At 39.0% G+C, this 20,858-nt stretch carries 20 protein-coding genes; 8 read left to right on the top strand and 12 right to left on the bottom strand.

From position 1 onward, the window contains the following. Nucleotides 1-6 precede the first annotated feature (6 nt). From FTU09_RS00220 to FTU09_RS00200, 5 genes are read left to right on the top strand one after another with little or no spacing between them, the layout of a single operon-like run. Nucleotides 7-2,085: a hypothetical protein gene (locus FTU09_RS00220; RefSeq protein ID WP_180079350.1), complete on the top strand. Its 2,079-nt coding sequence runs from the start codon at nt 7-9 to the stop codon at nt 2,083-2,085. After that, complete coding sequence (locus tag FTU09_RS00215) at nt 2,078-2,308, top strand: hypothetical protein (protein WP_180079349.1); 231 nt, start codon at nt 2,078-2,080, stop codon at nt 2,306-2,308. Before FTU09_RS00220 ends, FTU09_RS00215 begins: the two co-directional genes overlap by 8 nt. A gap of 59 nt (nt 2,309-2,367) precedes the next feature. Then, nucleotides 2,368-2,739, top strand: coding sequence for a hypothetical protein (locus FTU09_RS00210; RefSeq protein ID WP_180079428.1), 372 nt, complete (start codon nt 2,368-2,370; stop codon nt 2,737-2,739). After that, entirely contained in the window at nt 2,736-3,023 is a 288-nt protein-coding gene (locus FTU09_RS00205; protein ID WP_180079348.1) for a hypothetical protein, read from the top strand. Before FTU09_RS00210 ends, FTU09_RS00205 begins: the two co-directional genes overlap by 4 nt. Next, nucleotides 3,004-3,588 (top strand): N-acetylmuramidase family protein, encoded by a 585-nt coding sequence (locus tag FTU09_RS00200; RefSeq protein WP_180079347.1) that lies wholly within the window; start codon nt 3,004-3,006, stop codon nt 3,586-3,588. The genes FTU09_RS00205 and FTU09_RS00200 overlap by 20 nt, the downstream gene beginning before the upstream one ends. Nucleotides 3,589-3,616: 28 nt before the next feature. Here FTU09_RS00200 and FTU09_RS00195 read toward each other — a convergent pair whose 3' ends face one another. Further along, nucleotides 3,617-4,201: a hypothetical protein gene (locus FTU09_RS00195; protein WP_180079346.1), complete on the bottom strand. Its 585-nt coding sequence runs from the start codon at nt 4,199-4,201 to the stop codon at nt 3,617-3,619. 153 nt (nt 4,202-4,354) lie between these two features. On the opposite strand from FTU09_RS00195, the gene FTU09_RS00190 reads away from it, so the two are divergent. Then, nucleotides 4,355-4,720 (top strand): hypothetical protein, encoded by a 366-nt coding sequence (locus FTU09_RS00190; protein WP_180079345.1) that lies wholly within the window; start codon nt 4,355-4,357, stop codon nt 4,718-4,720. A gap of 59 nt (nt 4,721-4,779) precedes the next feature. On the opposite strand, the gene FTU09_RS00185 is transcribed toward FTU09_RS00190, so the two are convergent. The 4 genes from FTU09_RS00185 to FTU09_RS00170 all read right to left on the bottom strand — a co-directional run bounded on the left by FTU09_RS00185 (nt 4,780) and on the right by FTU09_RS00170 (nt 8,677). Next, nucleotides 4,780-5,307, bottom strand: coding sequence for a hypothetical protein (locus tag FTU09_RS00185; RefSeq protein WP_179996640.1), 528 nt, complete (start codon nt 5,305-5,307; stop codon nt 4,780-4,782). 2 nt (nt 5,308-5,309) lie between these two features. Further along, nucleotides 5,310-6,569 carry an AAA family ATPase gene (locus FTU09_RS00180; RefSeq protein WP_179996641.1) on the bottom strand — a complete coding sequence of 420 codons (1,260 nt, stop codon included), beginning with the start codon at nt 6,567-6,569 and terminating at the stop codon, nt 5,310-5,312. 174 nt (nt 6,570-6,743) lie between these two features. Continuing rightward, nucleotides 6,744-8,042, bottom strand: coding sequence for a Y-family DNA polymerase (locus FTU09_RS00175; RefSeq protein ID WP_180079344.1), 1,299 nt, complete (start codon nt 8,040-8,042; stop codon nt 6,744-6,746). Nucleotides 8,043-8,062: 20 nt separating this feature from the next. After that, nucleotides 8,063-8,677, bottom strand: a complete 615-nt coding sequence (locus FTU09_RS00170; protein WP_104851998.1) for a LexA family transcriptional regulator — start codon at nt 8,675-8,677, stop codon at nt 8,063-8,065. 718 nt (nt 8,678-9,395) lie between these two features. Between FTU09_RS00170 and FTU09_RS00165 the strand changes: the two genes are divergently transcribed. After that, entirely contained in the window at nt 9,396-10,577 is a 1,182-nt protein-coding gene (locus FTU09_RS00165) for an MFS transporter (protein WP_179995703.1), read from the top strand. Between the two features lie 99 nt (nt 10,578-10,676). On the opposite strand, the gene FTU09_RS00160 is transcribed toward FTU09_RS00165, so the two are convergent. Further along, nucleotides 10,677-12,167, bottom strand: a complete 1,491-nt coding sequence (locus FTU09_RS00160; protein WP_131261947.1) for an amidase — start codon at nt 12,165-12,167, stop codon at nt 10,677-10,679. A gap of 51 nt (nt 12,168-12,218) precedes the next feature. Beyond that, on the bottom strand, nt 12,219-13,652 hold the full coding sequence (locus FTU09_RS00155) for a GGDEF domain-containing protein (RefSeq protein ID WP_207973578.1): 1,434 nt from the start codon (nt 13,650-13,652) through the stop codon (nt 12,219-12,221). A 230-nt stretch (nt 13,653-13,882) separates the two neighbouring features. On the opposite strand from FTU09_RS00155, the gene FTU09_RS00150 reads away from it, so the two are divergent. Continuing rightward, on the top strand, nt 13,883-14,365 hold the full coding sequence (locus FTU09_RS00150; RefSeq protein ID WP_004973490.1) for a hypothetical protein: 483 nt from the start codon (nt 13,883-13,885) through the stop codon (nt 14,363-14,365). 487 nt (nt 14,366-14,852) lie between these two features. Here the strand turns inward: FTU09_RS00150 and FTU09_RS00145 are convergent, their stop codons facing one another. The 5 genes from FTU09_RS00145 to FTU09_RS00125 all read right to left on the bottom strand — a co-directional run bounded on the left by FTU09_RS00145 (nt 14,853) and on the right by FTU09_RS00125 (nt 20,807). Continuing rightward, complete coding sequence (locus FTU09_RS00145) at nt 14,853-16,139, bottom strand: mechanosensitive ion channel family protein (protein WP_096901601.1); 1,287 nt, start codon at nt 16,137-16,139, stop codon at nt 14,853-14,855. A 273-nt stretch (nt 16,140-16,412) separates the two neighbouring features. Further along, nucleotides 16,413-16,946: a DUF2058 domain-containing protein gene (locus tag FTU09_RS00140; protein WP_004973493.1), complete on the bottom strand. Its 534-nt coding sequence runs from the start codon at nt 16,944-16,946 to the stop codon at nt 16,413-16,415. A gap of 15 nt (nt 16,947-16,961) precedes the next feature. Beyond that, complete coding sequence (locus FTU09_RS00135) at nt 16,962-17,636, bottom strand: YoaK family protein (RefSeq protein WP_131261946.1); 675 nt, start codon at nt 17,634-17,636, stop codon at nt 16,962-16,964. Nucleotides 17,637-17,673: 37 nt separating this feature from the next. Further along, a complete protein-coding gene (sstT, locus tag FTU09_RS00130; protein ID WP_180079343.1) occupies nt 17,674-18,870 on the bottom strand; it encodes a serine/threonine transporter SstT in 1,197 nt (398 codons plus the stop codon). A gap of 212 nt (nt 18,871-19,082) precedes the next feature. Continuing rightward, on the bottom strand, nt 19,083-20,807 hold the full coding sequence (locus FTU09_RS00125; protein WP_179995730.1) for a SulP family inorganic anion transporter: 1,725 nt from the start codon (nt 20,805-20,807) through the stop codon (nt 19,083-19,085). Nucleotides 20,808-20,858: the final 51 nt, after the last annotated feature.

Genomic DNA, 20,858 nt, shown 5'->3' with positions numbered 1-20,858 from the left:
GCTCATGTGGATTTTAAAAATAAGCTCGGCACCGTTGATGCGCATAACCTTAATCTAAATTTTAAGCCTGATAATACCGACAGCCACAACATCATTCTCAATTTTGAGCACTTAGCCGACGGCTCGACCAATCTCAATTTTGGGGATGATGTATCTGCAGACATTGATACGATTTTAGAGACTGATTTTAATTTTGAAGTCACTGCAATTTATGCAGACAGTGGTGTAAATACTGCGGTCATCGACACGGTACTCGACACTGAATTCAGCTTTGAGGTTGTCGCAGTCTTTAAAGAAAATACCGATGTCATCGGGCAGATTGATACTGTCTTAGACACCAGTTTTAGCTTTGAAATTGTTGCAGAGTTCGCTGAAAACCTATGCACGATTGATACGGTTTTAGATACCGCATTTCAATTTCAAATTGATGCCGTATTCGACATTAATCACATCGTCGGGGTGTCTTATGCCTTTGATGCTAGTTATGAAAAGGCAGTCGCTGCTTTAAGTGTCACGGAAATACCATGGGCAAAACCAATATTAAGAGTCTCAAATGAGGCTCTTTTTTATGACCAAGGTTTGGTGCTCAGTCAGCAAGCAATGACGGGTTTTGATCGTTCTGATTCGCTTACACAAGCAGTCCGAATTGAGCATGAAAAAGCCAGTGGCCTGCAGACTGATGCGTATTTAGTTTGGCAAACAGGTGACAACCGATTCATTCACCAGAGCTACTTATTTGATGAAACCTTAAAGCTGCGTATCAATCGAATCACAGACTGGCACGAAATGATTCGTAAGCGTCGCACGGTCACATACGCGCATGAAGTGGCACACGTCTTTGAAAAGCATTTTACGTTTGAGTGGGATAAAGGTTTAGAGCTTGTCACGACTGATGATTTGCCATGGGATAAAGCCAAGGCAATTCATTATCGTAAGCATCCAGTTCAACCATGGCCAAAGCCTGAATTGCAAAAATACGAAGGCACAGGCGATTTAAATTTTATCTGCTTATGCCATGAAGTTGATGCGCATAACGTCATTTTAAACTTTGGGGTTGATGACTGTATTCCCGCAATTCCGAATCAAAATTGGTGGTATATCTTGAATAGTTTATCTGTGACACGGCTTGATAATGATGCAGAAATTTTAGTGTATGACGGTAACTATCGTTCAGACCGCAGCAGCTGGACGTGGTCGTATAGCTTAACTGTGCCGCATACTGAAATTGCGAAGTTAGAGCCAATTAATGGCCAGCCAGTGATTTTAAAAATCATGGTGAATGGGCATGAGCATCACATGCTGCTTGAGAATCGCACACGTTCACGTAATTTCGGCAATATTACTTATACACTCACAGGTCGCAGTCAAACCGCTTTACTTGATGCGCCGTATGCGCCTTTACGCTCGTTTTTACAAGAGAATGAGCGCACATCGGTACAACTTGCGCAGGCTGAATTAGACCGTGTTTTTAGTGATACTGTGCTGAATTGGCAATTGATTGATAATCTAGGCTGGATCGTGGCAAACAACAGTCTAAGTTATTCCAATCTTGCACCGATTGCAGCGATTAAGCTGATTGCAGAAAGTGGTGGTGGTTTTATTTATAGCGAAAAGGGTAGCAATACACTTTCAATTAAACCGCTTTATAAAAAGACATTTTGGGATACGTTCACAGTTGGTGATTATGACCGCTTAGTGCCTGATTCACTCGTTACAAGCCAGTCCACAGACTATGAGCTTTATCCCGACTACAACGGCATCACGCTGACAAACGATAGAACGGGCAAGCAAGGGCAAGTTAAACGTACAGGCACAGCAGCAGACGTGCTATTGCCACCTGAAAATAATCCTTTGTTTGATGTGGTGAGCATGGGGGTATTCGGTAAAGCCAAACTTGCTAAAGCGGGTATGGTTGAAACACACACATTAACTATGCCGATTTCTGCAGAAGTTGGCGAATGTGCACCAGGTGAAGTCTTTGCATTTAACGCTGAGTGGTGGGGCATTATTGAAAGTGTCAGTGTGTCATTCAGCCATGCCAAAGTGAATCAAACTGTCAAAGTGGAGCGTGTGAATCGTGAGTAATGCACTGCAAAGATTGATTGATTTAATGCCCAAAGCACCTGAATTCGTTGGCGAAATCACTCATGAAAATCATCCGAATTATAAGGTTTTGGTTGTGGATGGTTCAGGGCTAGTGATGTGTACCAGCACCACCCGTTACAACGTCGGTTCAACGGTTTTTATATCAAACGGGGAGATTAAACGCTTGGCGGCAAGCGGTGATGTAGTTCAGATCGAAGTGTGAAAATTTAAATTGAAGCAAGCGCCCAAGTCGGGCGTTTTTTTATGTCTGGAGAAAAGACAATGCAAGAAAACACGTTACCGTGGGTCATTAAATTAGTCCCAGCAGTTGTGGGGGCAATCCTTGCTTTAGTGCTTAGCGGGGATATTGATAAAGACGGGAAAATCCAAGTCACGCTTGGTGTGATCGGCAAGTTTTTATTTAGTGTGTCAGTTAGCTTATATGGCGGTGCTGCATTCATTGAATACTACGAATTAAACAATTACTCACACATGGCGCAAGGCTTTGTAATGTTGATTTTTGCTGTGTTTGGCTTACTGGCAATCGGCATTATTTACCAATCAATTGCGCTCATGCACGGGAAGTCGCTTGCAGAAGTAATCGCCGAGGTGAAAGCGGCATTTATTGCGATTATCGGGGGTGGCAACAAGTGAAATTAATTAATGATTGGAAACAAGCATGGAAACTAAAGTCGGTACAGGTAGGCGCATTAAGCGCCTTTTTTTACGTCTTGATGTATTCGGCTTTTGAGTTGCTCTGGCTATTTGGCTCTAATTTTCCGCAATTTTGGGCAGCAGTACCACATGAAATTAAAGAGCTACTTCCACACTCATGGGTATTGTGGCTTGGCTTTTTGAACAACGTGTTAAGTGTTTTTGCACGCTTGAAATATCAGCCTGAATTGCATGGAGATAATGATGAGCAAAAAACTAACTGAAGCTCAGATTCAAGCACAGGCACTAGGACTCGGTATTGAAGTTGCGGCACTAAAAGCCGTGATTGAGGTTGAGTGCAAGGGCAGTGGATTTAATGCCGATGGCACACCAGTCATTCTATTTGAGCGCCATGTATTTCGGCAGCGACTAATTGCTAACGGTAAAGCAGCAACAGCAGACAAAGCCATGCGTGAGCGCCCTGATCTGTGCAACAAAACTATGGGCAATTATGGCTTATATTCTGCGCAGCACGGACGTTTGAACGCTGCTGCTCAATATCACCGTGAATCGGCTTTAGAATCTGCATCATGGGGCATTGGTCAGGTCATGGGCTATCACTGGAAAGCTTTAGGCTATCCAACTTTACAGAACTTCATTAATGCGATGTATCGTGATGAAGCATCACAGCTTGATGCGATGTGCCGCTACATTGTGACAAACAAGCTGATTAATGCTTTAAAGAATAAGGACTGGAAAGCATTTGCACGTGGCTACAATGGTCCTGCTTATGCTAGAAATTCTTATGATGTGAAGCTTGGTAATGCGTATAAGAAAGCCCTCAAGTGAGGGCTTTTGCTTAACTTTACTTTGTTTATTAATAGCTTGGAGCGGATATCCAAGTTTTATTAGATATTACTTCAGAGCAAGGAGATGAGTTTGCTACAGGCGATTGACTTAACTTAATTAAAGTCGCTGCTTGTAACTCCATTTCTTTTGCTTTTTCCAAAGACAGGCTCGAATAAGCCAAAGCTACAGAGGCACAATTTGCCCACGTGTGAACATTGTTACTGTCTGATTCCGCAAGTTTAAAATATTTATCAGCAAGAGCTTTCATCTGATTACCTTTATCCTCACTTGAGGCTTTGGCTGATGCAGATTGTAATGTGAGAACCGTTGTTGAGTTTGGAACACCTGGCTTGTATGCCTCTATGGTTTTGTCATCCACAACACGCATACCATAAGTAATGTTGTTGGTTGGATTTGTGAAAATATAATTTCCACTCGTATCTTTTAGATAAGTGGATGTTTTATTAGGCTCAACAATTGTGAGACTATTTTCTGCGAATTTAACATTGATAGAGTAGTAGCCATTTTGAATAGCGTACACCCCATCTGTAGCCGCAAATGTACACATGGATATAACTGAAAGCGCTATTACCCCCAGAATATTTTTTTTCATTTTTAAGTCCCTTTATAGCAGCACTTTTACTAAATTAATCGAAGCGTCATCCAAAAGACATCCTAATATTGGGAGTATCCCTATTTAAATAGTCATGCTATATGTGAAATTTTAAACAGCATTTCAGAGTTAATTTTTTAAGGGGAATTAAAGATGAAGACTTTAAAATTATTTGCAGCTATGACTATGTGCTTTTCAATTTTTGGATCCACGCAAGTAATAGCTGATGACTCTCCTAATACAGCACTTGCGGTTTGTTGGCAGACCAATTCAGGTAAATATCAATGTGATGGACCAACACAAAGACTATCAACCTCCTATACGACATTATCAGAAGCCTTGAGCTTATCTGGTTGTTCTACTGGAAGAGCGGTACAAACCAATTATCTGACACATGCAAGAACTGGCCGTCAGTATGCAACAGTTTACACCTGCAACTACACACTGAAACCAGGTAACACTGCCTCATATACTACCAACAGAGATGTGCGTGGTTGGTGGGATGGTATTATTTATTAATTTCTTTCTATTAAAAAAGCCCGCTAAGTGCGGGCATTTTTAATTCTTGGGCTAATGGATTATGGTTTTTTTGTTAGAGTAATAAAAGGACATAATAATGCCTCAAATTCGCTCAACTCACTAATAAGCTCAGATGACCAAAATGAAAAATTTGGATTAATTTCAAGCAATTTTACATAAGGTTTTTTATCTGAAATAAATTTTTGCTTAAATTCTCTGTCATTCCGAGCATTAAATCTATCAAACAATTTCTGCTTAGTGATTCTAAGACAGCAATACAATTCTTCTTCAAAAGTTTTGTGCTGCTGAAGTAGTTTAACTGCATATCCCCGTTTATGTAAAAAACGAATGTTGGTAATGAATTTATCTAGCTTAACCCTATCTTGAATTAAGACATCGGTGTCAAAAACAACATAGAAAATGATGGATTTTTTGTTTCTTGGCAGGTTGGTTAGTAATTTTGAAATCTGTGCCTCAGATCGCTCGCTTAAATCAACCTTGAGAATCCTGCCCATCAAACCTGCGTGTTTAATAAAATGATCTTCACACTCACCTTCAACAAGATAATAAATAATATTATTTTTCATTATTAATCCTGCATAAGAATATCTTCTAGAAGCGTTGTGTTTGGCAAGGTGCGAAGCACATCATTTTTAATGTAATTAACTATTGATCTATCATTCTTTTTAAAGGTTTCCTCTGGTCTAATGAAGTAAGAGTTATACTCCTCATCTTTTCTAATAAATAAATAACTGTGTATTGGGAGGTTCATATCCAATACATCATAGTTATGTGTGGTGTAAAAGAACTGACTGTAACGATTCATTTTCTGAATTATCAGATTGACAATTGTTCTTTCAATTTCCGATTGCACATGAGACATCCCCTCATCTAGGAAAAAAGTACATCCTCTTCGACCTTGAGTAGATAATACAATTGAAATAAAGTTGGCAATTTTAATAGATTCAAATGTACCTAGTGAGAGTAAATGTTTCTCATCATTTACAGCACCCTCTGAACTTATGTATATTTTATTGCCATTATAAAAATTTACAAAAAAACCATTTGGCTCTTCGGGCTTGTTTTTTTGGTATGCATCTTCAACATTTTCAACACTGGGGTCAAAGGTTTTTAATACTGCTTGTAAAATATCCTTGTTCAATAATACCTTGGAGTTTATAACAGTATCATCACTATGATCGTTATATAGAAAGTTCCAATGCTTTGTTAATCTAAGATTTTTGAAGGCAAAAAGCTTTTCTATGTATTCTTTTGAGCCATATGAATCATTGAGTGAATTTATATATATAGTTTTTCGTGATTTTTTTGATGAACTATCATCCTCTATTGAAGATAATAATGTTCTGAGACTCTCGATACTGTCAGTCTTTTTAATCTCTATTGCTTTATAGCAAAATTTAAAAAATGGGATAGGGGCAACCTGATTGTCTTTTGTGACTATCACCTCTAACTGGTGATAAAAGTCATAATTTTTGAAATCAGTATCTTGATTGCTGCAATCAATGTTTTCTGGCATTGGGTTTTGATCAATAAACTCAACCATAAAACCGAGAGAAGTTTCATTCTTGTTTATGCCTTCAGAAAAATAGCGGTTTAATTCTCCGCTTGAAATAAAACTTCTAATAGCTAGCAAAATTTTAGCAAACGAAGTTTTTCCTGTAGCGTTAGCCCCAGACAGGATAACAACTCTCTTGAAACGAATATTCTCAAAAGCATCCAAATACTCAAATGGGATATTTGAGTCTACAATCTTTCTTGGGTAGCTCAGGTCTAAGGAGCAATCCTTGAAGCTATACCAATTGCGTAATTTAATTTTAGTAATGATCACTGTATATCTTCCATAATTTGGAACTTGTAAATAGTAACATAATGACTAGATAAATTCGTGTAATTTTTTTAAATTCTTGAATAAGTGAAGATCATCATCAATAAAGCCTTTTATAATTCCTTTATTGTTGGTGCAAACCCTACGCAACTCGGCTTGTTCTGGCTTGCTGTTTTTTCATTTAGTTATCTCAAGCATTTCGCCCCATTTAAATGGGTTTCTGCTCAATTTATCACGACTCATTGACCAATTGCGGTCTGGTAAGAAGCAGCTGCCCGCAGCAATCTTTTTCTTGCCAAACTTTATCTGAACGCTTTCCAGCGCCTGCATTAAATTTTCCTTTCTTTGAATCGCTTCCATATCTGTGAGCAGATCATAAATATGTGATGACTTCGGCTCAAGGCACGTCAAAACAACTCCGCATTTCTTAAATTTCATATCCTTTCTATATAGCATGTTTAGCATCCGCACAGCTCTATCAACAAGATCAAGCACGCAGTCAGTGGGCTGTGAAAATGTTGAGGTATGTGCGTTGCTGTAGAATGGCACATTTGTATCAAAGGGATTTGTTTGTACAAAAGCTGTGATGCATCCACACAACAGATTTTCTTTTCTTAAGCGTGAACATGCATCCTGGGCATACATCGAAATTGCTTCTCTCAAGTCATTTATGTCTGTGACTTTTGTGCCGAATGAGCGGCTGGCCACGATCTGTTTCTTACTCGGTGGGGTATGCTCAATTTCAATGCATGATATGCCTTGCAGCTCTGCCACTGTTCTAGCCATAACAATTGAAAATAGTTTTTTAATGTTGCGAGGGTCAGTGCACGCAAGGTCATGCACTGTATTGATATTCATATCATTCAGTCTTTTCGCGTGTTTACGCCCAACGCCCCAAACTTCCGACACATCGATTGTGCCAAAAATTTGTTCCTTATTTATTAGATCCATGCTCACCAAATCGCATACACCTCTGAACTGGGCATTTTTTTTGGCAATATGGTTTGCAATTTTGGCTTCGGTCTTTGTTCTGCCAATACCAACGCAGACAGGCAATCCTAGCCATTTCCAAATGCGCTCACGCATCTGCTGCGCATAGTCACTTAGGTCAAACTTATTAGTGTATGCAGTCAACTCAAGAAAGCTTTCATCTATAGAATATATTTCTTGTTCACCCGGTCCCACAAATTCAGACAGTATCGAATGAAAGCGACGGGACATTTCAGCATATAAAGCATAGTTGCTAGACAATACTTGGACATTATTGTGGTGAATAATGTCTTTGATCTGAAATACAGGCACACCCATTTTGATGCCTAAGTCTTTGGCTTCTTGGCTACGAGCGACCGCACAGCCATCATTGTTTGATAGAACAATAACGGGCTGATTATTTAGTGATGGATCGAATACACGCTCACAGCTGACGTAACAGTTATTCACGTCAATGAGCGCAAATACACGATTTGCGTTTTTCATGATTTATTCTTCTTATTGTTTTAGACAGACAGGTTTTTTAAGTTCCAAGTCACAACCGCGACAACTTCAAACGTTTGCCCATCTTTCAGGTAAATGCTGTCATAGTCAGGGCTTTCTGCCTTGAGCCATGCCTCAGGCAAAGTGGCAGGGTCGTAGTCTTCACCAAAATGCTCAATCAACTCAGCTTTTGACATCTGGGCGGTAATCATCAAGCGCTTAATGGTCAGGTCTTTTTGGTCTATTAATGCAACCACAATGCTGCGGTGTTTGGCTTCTTTACTACGGTCAACAATGACTACATCGCCATATTCAAGCCCAGCATTGACCATTGATGTCGTACGTATCGTATTTAAAAACGTAGCATTGGCATTTGAAATAAGGTGCTCGTTAAGGTCGATGCTTTTATCAATGTAGTCTTGGGCAGGGGATGGGAAACCTGCAGGAATGGATTCAGATGCAATTGGTATGCTTACGTGTGTACGTGGTGACACTTGCGTAAAACCATGACGATCAAGAAGCGTGATTTGTTCAAGTATTGCATTGATTGTAGGGCTAGGTTTACCCTCAGGACCCATAATTTGTTGAAGTGATGACCAAGCATCATCCGAGAAATAAATCGGCAGTTTTTTTGACATTATGTGCTCCTACGCTACATGGCGTGTTTGAAGTTTGCACACATAGAATAGCTATAAATAGATCAGGCTTTCAAGTAGTGTTTGTCTGAATTATTTTGAACAAACGAAAGTTAGGTGATAAATTATTGAAAGCAATAATAATAAAATCGGAAAATTAAAATGAGACTAAGTCACTTGGTTTTAGCCATTCTTGCTTTGCTTATCGCTGGCACTTTACTCACACTTAAAGCAGAAGAGACCCGAAGAATAGACCCTGAGTGCGGGCATGAATACCGCACCGAGCTATGTAATGGGTATCTATATGCCAAGTACAATGACTTACCCTCAGCAGATAATTGCGACGATGAAAAAGACGACCCTGAAATAAATTTTAACGAAGAGTTCCACAAAAGCTGTTTAAGTTATTTTGATAGGCTTTTGGCGGCTAGGTAGTTGGAATATGCATTGCAGAGTAAAACTTGAAGTGCGACATAAACCACCTAAGAACCCCATCAATCCATCACCTCACTTAATGCAACGTGCTTTTCATCAAATTTAATCATAAAATTAAGAACATCTGTGTCTTATGCTGCGGTCTACAAAAAATTAGGAAAAATATTTTTTTAAAGTTTGTAGACTGATTTGTAGACAGTTGAACTGCAATCAAGGACAAACTTATGCAATGCTATGCAACCTTTGAATATTTTAAGTTATTGAAAATGCAAGGATATGCAAGCTAATGCAACCCATTCCAATTCGACACAAACTAAGTGGATTCTACTTTTTCTACTATGCAATTGTTGGGACGTTTTTGCCTTTTTGGAGCCTGTACTTAGAAGATCAAGGCTTTAATTATCAGGAAATTGGTGTTTTATCTTCCATTGCCATTTTAACGCGCTTTTTCGCGCCTTTTATTTGGGGATGGATTGCCGATAAATCAGGCAAACGGATGCTTTTGGTGCGCATCGCAACTTGGATGGAAGCCAGCATTTGGTTGCTGATTTTTATTGTTCCGAATAGCTTTCAGTCTGTTGCATTACTCATGCTGATTTTTAGCTTTTTCCAAAATGCAATTTTGGCACAATTTGAAGGCGTGACTTTGTTTTGGTTGGGCGAGAAACGTGCAGAACTCTATGGCAAAGTGCGAAAATGGGGTTCTATAGGCTTTATTGTCGGGGTTTTTGGCATAGGTGCTATTTTAGAAATTATACCAATCTCCATGTTACCGATGTTGCTACTCAGTATTTCTTTACTGGCATTTCTATGGTCGTTCAGTATTCAAGAACCAAGCACCGCACCCATTGCACAAAAACAACTTGAACCCTTATTGCCCATTTTAAAGCGCCCAGTGGTCTATTCATTTTTTATTATTGAATTGATTTTGCTGTTTTCGCATGCACCATTTTATAGTTTTTATAGTAATTTTTTAAGTCAGGCAGGATTTAGCACAAGTCAGATCGGTTTATTGTGGTCTGTCGGGGTGGTTGCTGAAATCATTATGTTTGCCTATGCGAGTTTGTTTTTAAAGCGTTGGTCTTGGCGTTCACTGGTTGCCGTATGTTTAATTTTAACAGGCTTACGTTGGGTGATAGTTGGTTTATTTCCATCCATATTTTTTGCACATTTTTTTGCACAAAGCATCCATGCCTTTAGTTTTGGATTATTTCATATCATTGCCATGCGGGTGATTTTTCAAAACTTTTCTGCAGGGCAACAAGGTCGTGGGCAAGCACTTTACAGTACCATGTGGGGTTTAGGTGTTGCATTGGGGAGTATTTTGGCAGGGCATTATTGGGATATTGTTTCAGGCGAATGGATTTTTATTTTTGCAGGATTATCTACACTCGTTGGTCTGTGTTTTATTTGGGGATTGCCAAAGCAATTAGAATCGCAGTCAATGTCGAGTGATACCAAAGCCTAGATTGGTGATTTTGCAGTGACACCGTTCTTTTATCAAAAATAGAAGCAAGCAAAGTTGGATGGGTATAGTTTGCTTGCTTCTTACTAATTGATTGCTACATTAAATACGGATTTTAGCGTATTGATGCCACCACGGTTGAGCCGTTTCAAGTTGTGCAGCCAGTTGTAAAAGCACATCTTCACGTGCAAAAGGCGCAATAAACTGCGAACCCAATGGTAAGTTATCTTTATTCCAATACAATGGCACAGACATTGCAGGCAGCCCAGTAATATTGGCAAGTTGAGTAAATGGCACCCATTTTAGGTTTTCTTTGACAATGCGATCGACCAATTTACCTTGCGCTAACCAATGTGCTTTACCTGCATGTAATAGTGTTTTTAAAATTGGTTTTTGCCATGCAGGAGTTTTAACTTCGCCATTTTTTGGTGCAACTGAGGCAGTTGCAGGGATGAGGTATAAATCATAACGCTCAAAGAATTGATTCATTTGTGCGACATATACCCCCCAATTATTCAAATTTCGAATGTAATCTACTGACGTGGTTTTTGCGCCAAAGGCAGCCAAAGCCAAAGAGTCTAGCTCAAAATTATCGGAATGATTTGGCAGGCGAGTTTGAATTTCAGCAATTAAATAAGCAAATTGGCTAAACCATGTGGTAATGAAATCTTTGGCCAATTGCATGCCATCAATAGCAGGACGGTCTTCAACCACTTCATGCCCTAAAGATTCTAAAAGCTGTACGGTTTTTTGAATGGCATTGATGGCATCTTGTGAAACAGCTGTACCAATCGGAGATTGGGTCGAATATGCGATTCTTAATTTTTTTGGCGCTTGCTGAATTGCATCTAAATAACTGCGTTCAGGAGCTTCAATTTTGAAAAGTGAATGACCATCTGCGCCATGCGTTGCATCGAGCATTGCCGCACTGTCACGTACACTTTTACTTAAAATATGTTGCATCGCTGCACCATGCATGGCTTCACTGAGTTGTGGCCCCCACGGGGTGCGTCCACGACTTGGTTTTAAACCAAACAAACCACAGTAAGACGCAGGAATACGAATTGAACCACCGCCATCACTTGCCCCTGCAATCGGCACAATACCTGCCGCAACTGCAGACGCAGAACCACCAGAAGAACCACCACTATTGTGTTTCAAATTCCATGGATTTTTACATGCACCCCAAGCATCTGGCTCGGTTATCCCTTTAATCCCAAATTCAGGCGTGTTGGTACGTCCAAAGGTAACGATTCCGCTATTTTCCCAACGATTTACAATTTCTGCATTTTGTTCTGCAAGATGATGCGCACGTTTTAAACCCTGACAACCAAATGAAGTCGGATAGCCTGCATATTGTTGAAATAAGTCTTTGACTAAAAAGGGCACACCTGCAAATGGGCCTGTTAATTTTGTTTGTGTGCGCTGCCGTGCATGTTCATGCATAGGAATAATAATGGCATTTAATTGTGGATTGGTTTGTTCAGCACGTTGTAACGCAATATCTAATAATTCTGAGGCCTGAACATCCTTTTTGGCAACCAGCTCTGCCAAGCCTAAAGCATCATATTGGAGGTATTCTGCAAGTTTCATTTCAATCCTGAAAATCTGTATTGTCAAATTGATGTTGTATGCTATTTTTGTTTAAGAAGCAAGAATGACCCGATTACGACCTTGCATTTTTGCCTGATATAGCGCCTGATCTGCCTGAATAATTAAATCTTGTAAAGGGAGATTGGTGGGTAAGTGTGTATGTGACACGCCCATGCTTACTGTAAAATGAATGGGTTCAAGGTTTTCTAAATTTAACGCTTGATGTTCAATACACATACGAATACGTTCTGCAATGCGTTGAGTTTTATTTAAGTTATTATTGTTCAGCAAAATAATGAACTCTTCACCACCAATGCGACAAAATAAATCGTGATCACGTAAATTGCTTTTAACGATGTTAGAGAGATGTTGCAAAGCACGGTCACCGACATAATGCCCATATTGATCATTCATTTTTTTAAAATCGTCGATATCTAACATAATTAAAGACAATGAATGATTGTTTTTATGCTTTAAAGCTTTTTCACTTAACTGAGTAAAACTACGGCGGTTCAGTGTTTCGGTTAAACTGTCATGATTTGCCAAATACAATACTTCTCTATACAACTGATTTCGGTTTTGGCTAATCACACATAAAATTAACGTGGCAAGACCTAAAATAATTAAACCCACACGAATAGAAATAATGGTGGTTAAATAACTCGAATTCACTTGATCTATAAACAAGCCTGTGACGCTGTGATACAGAGTTAAACAGACCAAGCTATTAATCAGTGCCAAATTAAAAAGTTGATAGCTGGCAGCTGCCCAAATTAACGCAGCCAATGGATATAATAGTGCGCCTGGCCCATAGAAAATATGGGTGCAGGCGATAGAGATCAGTAATGCAAAAAAGGGCAAGATATCCTGAATTTGAGTTTCTTTAGCATATTGATTATTTATAAGTTTTTTGAATTTAGACCAGCCTGGGGCAGCCAAAATTAAAGGTAAGACAATTACCGCATTTAAAATTTCACCAGACCACCAAGTAAAAAAATCAATCCAACGATTTTCTTTTAACATAAAGGTGTGCGGCAAATTTGGCAGCAGAAGAATGGCAAATAAAGCCCCAAAGAAACAGCCTAAAGTTACAGCAATAATATGTGGATATAGCTCTGACACATTATTATTGCTCGCTGGAAGTTTAGCGCGGGCAAAATTAAAGAAAAACAACCCACTAAAAACAGCTACAAAGTTGGAAAGCGTTAAACCTAGCGTCATCAGGAAAGTATTGTCTGTGACCAAATCGGCGCCCATATAGCCAAAAAAAGCACCCAAAATTCCACCAAAACTTTTTAAAGATGGAAAGCGAATGAGTAGCCCCAACAAGAGGGCGTTGCTTGGCCAAAAAAAAGAAAAGTAGCTAAGTGGGCGAGTAAAAATACCCAATAAACAAGAAAAAAATACCACAACGGCTAGCAGTCCAAAGGCAAATATTTGCTTTTGAGTCGAAGATATAGTTTGCGGTATGCTAAAGTTTTGCAAGTACTAAACTCACTTTTGCAATGGGTTGATAATTAAGAAAAAAACTTGAATGAGTGTGACGTTCACAACAGAAAGGCGATCATATCAAATAACCATTACCTACAAAGTCGATTAAATGTAAACTAAGTCACATTTTCGTTAAATAAAATTGTTGTCTTATGTTTATGCTTGCAGATTTGGATTAAAAATATGCTAAGTTGTCTAAACGGTTTATATCTTTAAATAAATGTATGAAAAAAATATATCTAACCACAGTTTTAAGCTTATGTTCTGTCTGCGCGATTGCGAATGAAAATACAACAATAGATTCAGCCAAGTTAACGCCAGTAGCAGCAGAAACGACCAATAAATTTCGTGTGGTGACCCGTCCAGAAATTGTGGGGCTGTGGGGCATGCAAATCCCAAATAATCGTAAATGTATTGAATATTACAACTTTAAAAGTAATAGCGATGTGGTGATTAAAAGCGGTCAAGAATGGTCTGCAGGTGTATATGATTATCAACCTTCACAAGACCCTGCAAATTCGTTACCGGCTTTAATTTTGCAAGTTAAATATGACAATAATGAAGTGGATTGTTCTGGATATCAGGAAGACCAAACAGGGGACATTTCACAATATTTTGTAAAATGGAAAAATGCGCACACCATTAATTTCTGTAGTAATGAAAAAGCAGAACAATGTTTTGCGACGTTGTACCGCGTCCTGCCTTAAACTTTTCATTATTTGGTCTATTAGAGATCTTTTATAAACTCGTACCCCTCATCCTGTAGCGCGTGTATTGATCATATAGAGCGCTAAAGCACAAAAGTAGTGAATTTCAATCTTTCATTAGACGAATTATTGATGATCATTTTTCGAATCCAGAATCAATTAACAAGAGCGACACATTTTAGTGAGTTGAAAAGTTAGGTGAATTCTTAGAATCATTAGACTTTTTCAACCGGCAATGACCTTATTACATAAATTTGGAGCAAGCTGTGATTTAAAGGTTTGAGGAAATTTAAATATAATTAAAACATAGTGTTAGATATTTGTTTCAACAAAGCTCTTACAAATAAGACTTTATTTTCTCTTATTCATATACGAGTGTACGAGTGCATTTTAATTTAATGAAAATTTTATCGTCTTGCTGAAAATAAAAACGGCTACTGAGCCATGCAAGCATTTTGCGACACATGGCTCAGCAATAAATCCATAATTATGCCTCGTCAATTTCTAAAGGATTTAGACTTTGGACAGAACTTGCTTTAAATGGTGCAGCAATTTGCTTTAAATCTGAACCCGATGGGGCTTGATACACTTTTAAGCCAAACTCCGGAATAATTGCCAGCAAATGATCAAAAATATCGGATTGAATACTTTCATATTCTTTCCATGCAGTGGTTTTGGTAAAGGCATAAATTTCTAGTGGTAAACCTTCACTGCTTGGCTGTAGTTGACGAATAATCAATGACTGAGATTGATTAATGCCAGGATGCTGTTTCAGATAAAACTCAACATAGGCGCGGAAAGTCCCTAAATTGGTTAAACGGCGTTGGTTGTATTGTGATTGATTTGCTAACTGCTGATTAAACTGCTCAATTTCTTCATTTTTGCTATGTAAATATTGATCCAATAACAAAAACTCTTTAAGTTTGCTTTGTTCATGTTCAGTCATAAAGTGCACAGAACTTTGATCAATTAAAATGGCACGTTTAATACGTCGGGCACCAGCTTCCTGCATGCCACGCCAGTTTTTAAAGGTATCGGTAATGAGTTTATTGGTTGGAATAGTGGTCAGGGTTTTATCCCAGTTTTGCACGGTGACTGTATGTAATGACATATCAATGACATCACCATCGGCATTTAAAGAAGGCATTTCAATCCAGTCACCAATCCGTACCATATCGTAGGAAGAAATTTGTACCGAAGCCACTAGAGATAAAATGGTATTTTGGAAAACCAACATCAAAACAGCAGCCATCGCACCAAAACCTGCGAGTAAGGTAAACACATCTTTTTTCAGGAAAGTGCCTAAAATCATGAGGGCACAGACCACATAAATAATGAGTTTAACTAACTGCAAATAGCCCTTAATTGGCTTGTTGCGTGACTTAGGGTTGCGTTGATAGAACAGGTTAAAAATATTTAAAAATTCAGAAATTGCCAATGCAATGGTCAGGAATATAAAGGCTTGCGCACCCATTTGCACAAAGCTTTCTACTTTATCTGACAAATGCGGTACGGTGGTGATGCCGTTCATAATCACGACAGCTGGGACAATGTTGGCAATACGTCGGATGACACTATGCTGTGAAATAATTTCACTATTGGCAAAGGTCATTTTAGAAATCAGTTTGCGAATCCCGCGCACTACAATTTGCTTGGCAATAAAGTTGGCTAAAATTGCCAGTAGAATCACAATACTGAGTGAGGTCAGCATTTCTAACCAAGGGTATTGGTTATACCATTCCTGAATATTTTGAATAAAATTAAATTCTTGCAAAAGGTCCTCGCTTTAAGGTTGCTGATTTTCGTCTGCACGGCACTTAGAATTTTGGCCTGCAATTCACCTTAATTCTTCATTGATGTATGAAATTGTTAGATAGTGTATCGACTAAAGTTTAAATTTGAAGGCTGAGTAACTTTTTGCTACATTTCAATTATTTGTTTTTACTGAAAGTTTTCAATCAAGTTGCAGTCATAATAAAAAAGCCAGTACAGATACTGGCTTTGAATAGATACCTAGCATAAATATTTGCATAAATACTTGCATGATCTACCACATTAAATCATCTGGAATCACATAGGCTGCGTATGGATCTTCTTCATCTGTCGTGGCTTCATTTTTCTCGGCATTATTGACAATAATAAAGCCTTCCATTTTGCTATTAATACGTTCAGCTAAAGCTTTAGGCAGGAACGCATAACTGTCATTTTCTTTGGCAATCACCAAACTACCTGCCACGAGTGCATTGTAAATTTGTTGATTGATATACACTTTTTTAATCTTGCCATCTAAAAACTGATAAGCCACTTCACCATCGGTATCACGAATTTTATGCTGCTGAATCATTTGCATAATTGCTGCTTTCAGTTCTTTTTCCTGTAAAGCGGCTTTCTTTTCTTGCTCAATAGCTTGGTCTTTGGCGAGTTTTTCTTGCTGTGCCTGTGCAATTTTGGCTTTCACTTCAGCATCTTTACTTTCACCTGTGCGCTGTTCGTGTAAGGTTTGTTTAGACAGTTTTTTTGCTTTTTTATTATCCACTAAACCCGCTTTGAGCAATTGTGCCTGTAGTGCATTTTTAACCATGATAATTTCCGAAACTTAATGTTGAAGATGTCGATAGCGAAAATAAATAATCCAATACACCAAACTCAAACTTAGGCTGAGTCCTGCAGGTACCAGAAAAGAATTCAGTTTAAATGTAGGATAAATGGCTGCAGCGAGTAATCCACCCACAAAGAAACCAATTAAAATCAGTAGGTGTAAAACAATACGCCTTTTTTCAACTTGTAAGCCCCGCACTCGATAACCGAGAGCTAAGCCTAAATCGGTCAATACCCCAGATAAATGTGTGGTGCGGATGATGGTGCCTTTATAGTAGCTGATCATGGCATTTTGTATGCCCATGGCAACCGATGCCCAAAGCAGGGCATAACGTGGGAAATAAGGCAATAATGCCCAGCAGATTAAAATAAAAAATGCCACCAAACTCATGGGCAAACCATAACGACGCCCTAAGCGAAAATTGCTATTTCCTAAAATGACGCCACTATAAAATGAGCCAATCACGTAGCACAAAATCACCAGAAACAAGAAAATCATAGCTTCTGGTTTCCAGTCGATTAGCGCCATCGCCAAGATACTGACGTTACCAGTCATGTGCGAAACGGACTGGTGCAGTACGGTCACCAATCCGAGTACGTTAATAATTCCAGCATTGACGGCTAGAAAAAAAGCACCAAATTGCACCCAAAGGGGTAAAGTTTGAAAAGGCATAATGAGTGATTGCGTAAGTTTCCTAACGCATTGTATCTTAACTCAAACCACGGTCAACCGCAGTAGTAAATAGCACATCGGTAGATGAGTTAAGCGCAGTTTCGGTTGAATCTTGCAATACGCTAATGACCATACCAATCGCAACAACTTGCATAGCAATATCTGAAGAAATACCAAATAAGCCACACGCTACAGGAATGAGCAGTAACGACCCGCCAGCAACGCCTGAAGCACCACATGCCGACACCGTTGCAACCACAGATAAAATCAGCATGGTGCTAAAATCGACAGAAATCCCTAAGGTATTTACTGCAGCTAAGGTCAAAACGGTAATGGTGACTGATGCGCCTGCCATATTAATTGCTGCACCTAAAGGAATTGCAACGCTTGCAGTCGACTCCTGTACGCCTAAACGCTTGGCTAAGTCTAAATTGACAGGGATATTGGCTGCAGAACTACGGGTAAAGAATGCGGTAATACCGCTTTCGCGTAAGCATTGAAAAACTAAAGGATAAGGATTGCTGCGGGTCACAAATGCCACCATGATTGGGTTGATGACTAACGCGACAAAGAACATCGTACCTAACAAGACTGCCAATAATTGAGCATAACTGGCTAAGGTGCTCAAGCCTGCATCGGCAAATGTCACGGCAACCAAGCCAAAAATACCGAAAGGTGCAAAGTTAATCACCAAGCGAATAACGCGATTGACTGCATTGGCTGCATCATTCAACAATGCTTTGGTGGACTCTGTAGCATGGCGGAAGGCAATCCCTAAAGCCACAGCCCAAGCCAAAATACCAATAAAGTTGGCTTCGGCAATGGCAACTACAGGGTTAGCAACAAAACTAAGTAAAAGATTTTTCAAAATTTCAGCAAGACTGCCCGGCGGGGTTAATTCTGACTGTGTTGCAACATCTAAAAATAATGTACTTGGGAAAAGCGTACTTGCAATAACTGCACTGAGCGCAGCCAAGAACATACCAATCGCATACATCAGCATAATCGGTTTGATATAAGCATTGCTGCTTCCAATTTTAAAATTGGCAATGGATGCCATGACCAAAATAAACACTAAAATTGGCGCAACAGACTTTAGGGCTTTAATAAATAAATCACCCAAAAGGCTTAAATAAGGCGCAGATTCTGGAAATAAAATTGCAACAGCCACACCGAGTACAATTGCAATCATAATTCGGGAGACTAAACTCAAACGCAAAAAAGCTGAAAACATACGAAAATAAGGTAAAAGAAAAGCGGCTATTTTATACTGAAATATCCATGTGCTTAAAAATAATTTTGATTTAAAAGTTAAGTCTATATTTTTAAAAGTGATATTTATTAAACTGTTTAAATTTCAGCAAGATAAAAGTACTCATTGATCAAAAAGTATGTGTGTTGAACATCCAGTTTTAAAGATAAAATTAAAGATCAATTTCTTGATCTTTAAGTCAGTTCAGGCGCAAGCTCTTGCATGGCTAAATAATGTGAAAAAAAAACTTTTCCATTTAAATGCTGCAAAAGTTTTGAGTGTTGTAATTTGTCCATTACCGGGCCTTTAATTTCAGAAAAATGCAGACAAATATTCAATTTTTTTAGTTCAAGATTTAAATCTTCCAGCATTTCGAGTGCGCTTAAATCAATACTGCTAATACTCGAACAATTCACCACTACATGCTTTAACTGAGGGTTTTGGCTGACTTGATTAATAAAAAAGCCTTTTAAAGTATTGGCATTTAAAAAGGTTAGATTTTCATCAATTCGCATGGATAGCACGTGTGGCGCGGTACGCACTTGATGCCGCTGAATATTACGAAAATGTTGTGTGCCTTCAAGTAAACCAATTACCGCAATATGTGGTCGGCTAATACGCCACAACATTAGAATAAAGGTGGACACAATCCCAATAATTAAACCTGTCGAAATATCAATGAATACAACACCAAAGAACGTCACCCACATGGCCAGACCATCGGCTTTGGAATAACGCCAAGTTTCTTTAAAAGATTGGAACTCGACCAGTTTCCAAATTGAAACAATAATGGTTGCAGCCAAAACAGCCAGTGGTAAGTCTTGGAAAAATCCCGTGAAGTATAAACTGACAATAACAATCACGATGGAGGTAAATACACCTGCCATTGGTGTTTTTGCACCTGCATCGGCATTGACCACGGTACGCGACAAACTGCCTGTGACGGGAAAAGAGGAGCTAACACCTGCGCCAAAATTGGCTAAACCGAGTGCAATCAGTTCCTGATTGCTATTTAAGTGACTACGTTGTTGTAAGGCGGTGGCTTGCGCAATAGACAGAGATTCCACAAAACTGATCATGGCAATCATGGCTGCGCCAGGAAGGAGTTGTAGAACAAGTTGTGCATTCCATTCAGGGAATTGAATAGGCGGAAATCCTGAAGGAATTTCTCCGACTGTTTTAATGCCGATTTGTTGCAAATGCAATGAATAAACCAAAGCAATTGAACCGATCACCAATACCAATGGCAAGGCTTTTAAGATAAAGCCGCTACCTCGAACACGCTCACGAATGGCATTACTGTTGATGATTTTAGGGGCATAAATTAGAAATAAAATGGCAGCAACACCCAAGAGCACGCTATAAAAATGGGTTTGTCCCATATATTTCCAAAAGCTGTATAAGAACTCAGGTAAGTTATTGGCTTTAAGGGGGATGTCTAACACAAATTTAAGCTGTCCAATCGCAATCATTAATGCAGAGGCAATAATGAAGCTTTTAATAACAGGATGGCTAATGAGTTGAATTAAAAAACCGAAGCGAAAAATCCCTAAAAGTAGCGAAATAATGCCGACCATCACAGCAAGTAAACAGGCTGCTTGAATATAAGCTGCCGAGCCGACTTCAAATAATGGATTGAGCGTCGCAAAGGTCATCATGGAAATAATGGCGACTGGGCCAATGGACAAGGTTGGACTGCCACCAACCAAGGCGTACATGATCATGGGGATCACGCTGGCATATAAACCCATGACAGGAGGTAAACCTGCAAGCATGGCATAAGCCATCCCTTGAGGTACAAGCATGGCAATGACGATAAACGCAGACAGCAGATCAGATTTCAATGTTTCTGCATTGTATTTTCGCAGCCATTGCCAAGCAGGCAGTACACGAGCCAAACGTGAATTGAAATCTGACATACTGAAATCTAAATCATAAATTTAGATATATTATGAACAAAAAATGCTAAG

Source organism: Acinetobacter sp. YH12058 (assembly GCF_013419805.1).
Taxonomy (GTDB): domain Bacteria; phylum Pseudomonadota; class Gammaproteobacteria; order Pseudomonadales; family Moraxellaceae; genus Acinetobacter; species Acinetobacter towneri.
The sequence above is the reverse complement of the archived record's forward strand: the minus strand, read 5'-3'. Positions and strand labels throughout refer to the sequence as shown.